This is a genomic window from Blautia sp. ZXY-1-C6 (genome assembly GCF_056339875.1).
Window position 1 is genome coordinate 1 of the sequence record NZ_JBWJVQ010000091.1, and the last position, 2,275, is coordinate 2,275.

General features: G+C 32.3%; 4 protein-coding genes. 3 read left to right on the plus strand and 1 reads right to left on the minus strand.

The annotated features are described in order from the left end of the window. Nucleotides 1-44: 44 nt before the first annotated feature. The 3 genes from AC075J_RS03445 to AC075J_RS03455 all read left to right on the plus strand — a co-directional run bounded on the left by AC075J_RS03445 (nucleotide 45) and on the right by AC075J_RS03455 (nucleotide 1,916). On the plus strand, nucleotides 45-707 hold the full coding sequence (locus AC075J_RS03445; RefSeq protein ID WP_055052779.1) for a site-specific integrase: 663 nt from the start codon (nucleotides 45-47) through the stop codon (nucleotides 705-707). A 383-nt stretch (nucleotides 708-1,090) separates the two neighbouring features. Beyond that, entirely contained in the window at nucleotides 1,091-1,510 is a 420-nt protein-coding gene (locus AC075J_RS03450; protein WP_008703153.1) for a hypothetical protein, read from the plus strand. Nucleotides 1,511-1,658: 148 nt separating this feature from the next. Continuing rightward, on the plus strand, nucleotides 1,659-1,916 hold the full coding sequence (locus tag AC075J_RS03455) for a hypothetical protein (protein WP_008703150.1): 258 nt from the start codon (nucleotides 1,659-1,661) through the stop codon (nucleotides 1,914-1,916). A 164-nt stretch (nucleotides 1,917-2,080) separates the two neighbouring features. Here AC075J_RS03455 and AC075J_RS03460 read toward each other — a convergent pair. Continuing rightward, a partial coding sequence (locus AC075J_RS03460) for a tyrosine-type recombinase/integrase (protein ID WP_476390003.1) occupies nucleotides 2,081-2,275 on the minus strand: 195 nt, incomplete at its 5' end.

Sequence of the window (2,275 nt, forward strand, 5' to 3'; positions counted from 1 at the left end):
AATCATTGAACATCTGACACAGTTTGATGTTCAGTATATCAACAATGGTGCAGCAGGATAATTTTCTTACATACATTAAAAATAGCAAGTATGCATATTATTATCCATTGTTTGTATTTATGCTTGAAACTGCTCTGAGAGTTGGAGAGGTTTGTGGTTTGACATGGGATGATGTAGATTTAGAACATGGCTTTGTAAATATCACTCACCAGTTACAATACAACAATGTAGGAAAAGATGCTTGTCAATATCAAATACTTACTCCTAAATCTAAATCTGGTGTTCGTAATGTTCCATTATCAAATGCCGCAAGGGATGCTCTTATGGAACAGATGAAAAATCAGATTGAGATGGATAAGAAAACAGAGATCGAAATAGATGGATATAAGGATTTTGTATTTTCTAACAGGCAAAATAAACCATTTATCACACAAACTATTGGACGTATTCTGAATCGTATTGTAGATGATTATAATTCTGATATCAAAAAGTTTGGTGGAACAATAGAGCCATTACCACATATACATCCACATCTCCTGAGACATACATCATGCTCTCGTATGGCAGAAGCCGGAGTTGATCCAAGAACATTGCAGGATATCATGGGTCATGCTTCTATGAAAATGACGATGGAATTGTATAATCATGTTACAAATGAACGCTTGACAAACGAAATTCAGAAGCTAAATAATAGACGTATTTCGTAATGTAATAAGCTTACACCATTTTTAGATAAAAAATAGCTAGCTTACACCAAAATTAACAGTTCTGTAACAATAAGCTTACACCAATTTGATTCTGAAACGGTCAAAAAGAGCTTTATTACACCAATTTTACACCAAACACATACCAAGATGTAAGAAGATATAAGAAAATACAAAGAGTTATGAAATATGATAGAAATATCTCATAGTGATAAATATCTCCAAAAATCCAGTAAAAACATATAATTTTTATATTTTCAACAAAATTTCACAAAAAAATATAAATACCACTTGTGTTTTTGAATAATATGCACTATAATATAAAACATATTAATTAAAGTTTTTAGTCTAAATTAATATTATATGTGTCTAAGGAGGAAAACAGCATGGTTGAACTGATTGTAGGAAAGAAAGGCAAGGGCAAAACAAAAGTACTGTTAGATAAGGTAAATGGTGCGGTAAAAGAGGCAAATGGAAGTATTGTCTACTTAGACAAGAGCACAAAACATATGTATGAACTCAACAATAAAGTACGTCTTATTGATGTATCCGGATTCCCTATTAAGAATGCAGATGAATTTGTAGGATTTATCTGTGGTATCCTTTCTCAGGATCACGATCTTGAGCAGATTTATCTTGACAGTTTCCTTAAGGTAGCAAAATTGGAAGATAAAGACATTACAGGTACTCTGGGACAGTTAGATGAGATTGGTAAACAATTTAATGTTACTTTTGTAATTAGCGTATCTTTAGACAAAGAAGAGATTCCTGAAGCGCTCCATGGTAAGATCAGTGTAGCTTTATAACCATCTTTTATTATTAATACTAAAAACTACATAACATAAATAAAAAGGATACCTGTTAAGATATTTTCAGCAGATATCCTTTTTATTGCATTTTGTAAGCATACCTGTTATCATGGAAAAACAATAAATATTAGGAGATGAGAGATATATGGAAGAATTATACAGAATAATTGAGCAAAAAATTAAAGATGCAGGATATCCAAGAGCAATTTCCGGTGAAATGGTTTACGGAGATATCTGCGACCAAATTGAAGGAAAAGAAAATGGCTCTTACGTTTTACTTTCCAAGGTTGAAGATGATGTTATTTTTGAATATCATATTACTGTAATGGATGATGAATTCAATCTTGGGTTACTGACAATACGTACTCCGGAAGGCGTATTTGAAACTGATTTTGATAAATAAAAATAGCTTTAACAGTTAGTAAATAGAATTCTGAAAAACATATCATAACCCAAACAGAATCAAGTATGTGACAGATATGTCTTATGTCTGTTATTTAAAGTCTATACAAAACTCCAGACATAAGACATATCTGTCATATTTTCATACTTTATCTTTTTATGTTTTTAATCTTCGCGTAAATGCACCGCTGTGGCCGCCTTACGACGTCTTGCATCATCCATAGCTGCATAATGTTTCTTTGTGGTGTTTACATCTCTGTGACCTAATACATCAGCTACAAGGTAAATATCGCCTGTTTCCTGATACAAAGTAGTACCGTAAGTACTGCGAAGCTTGTGTGGTGTGATTTCTTTGTGGTC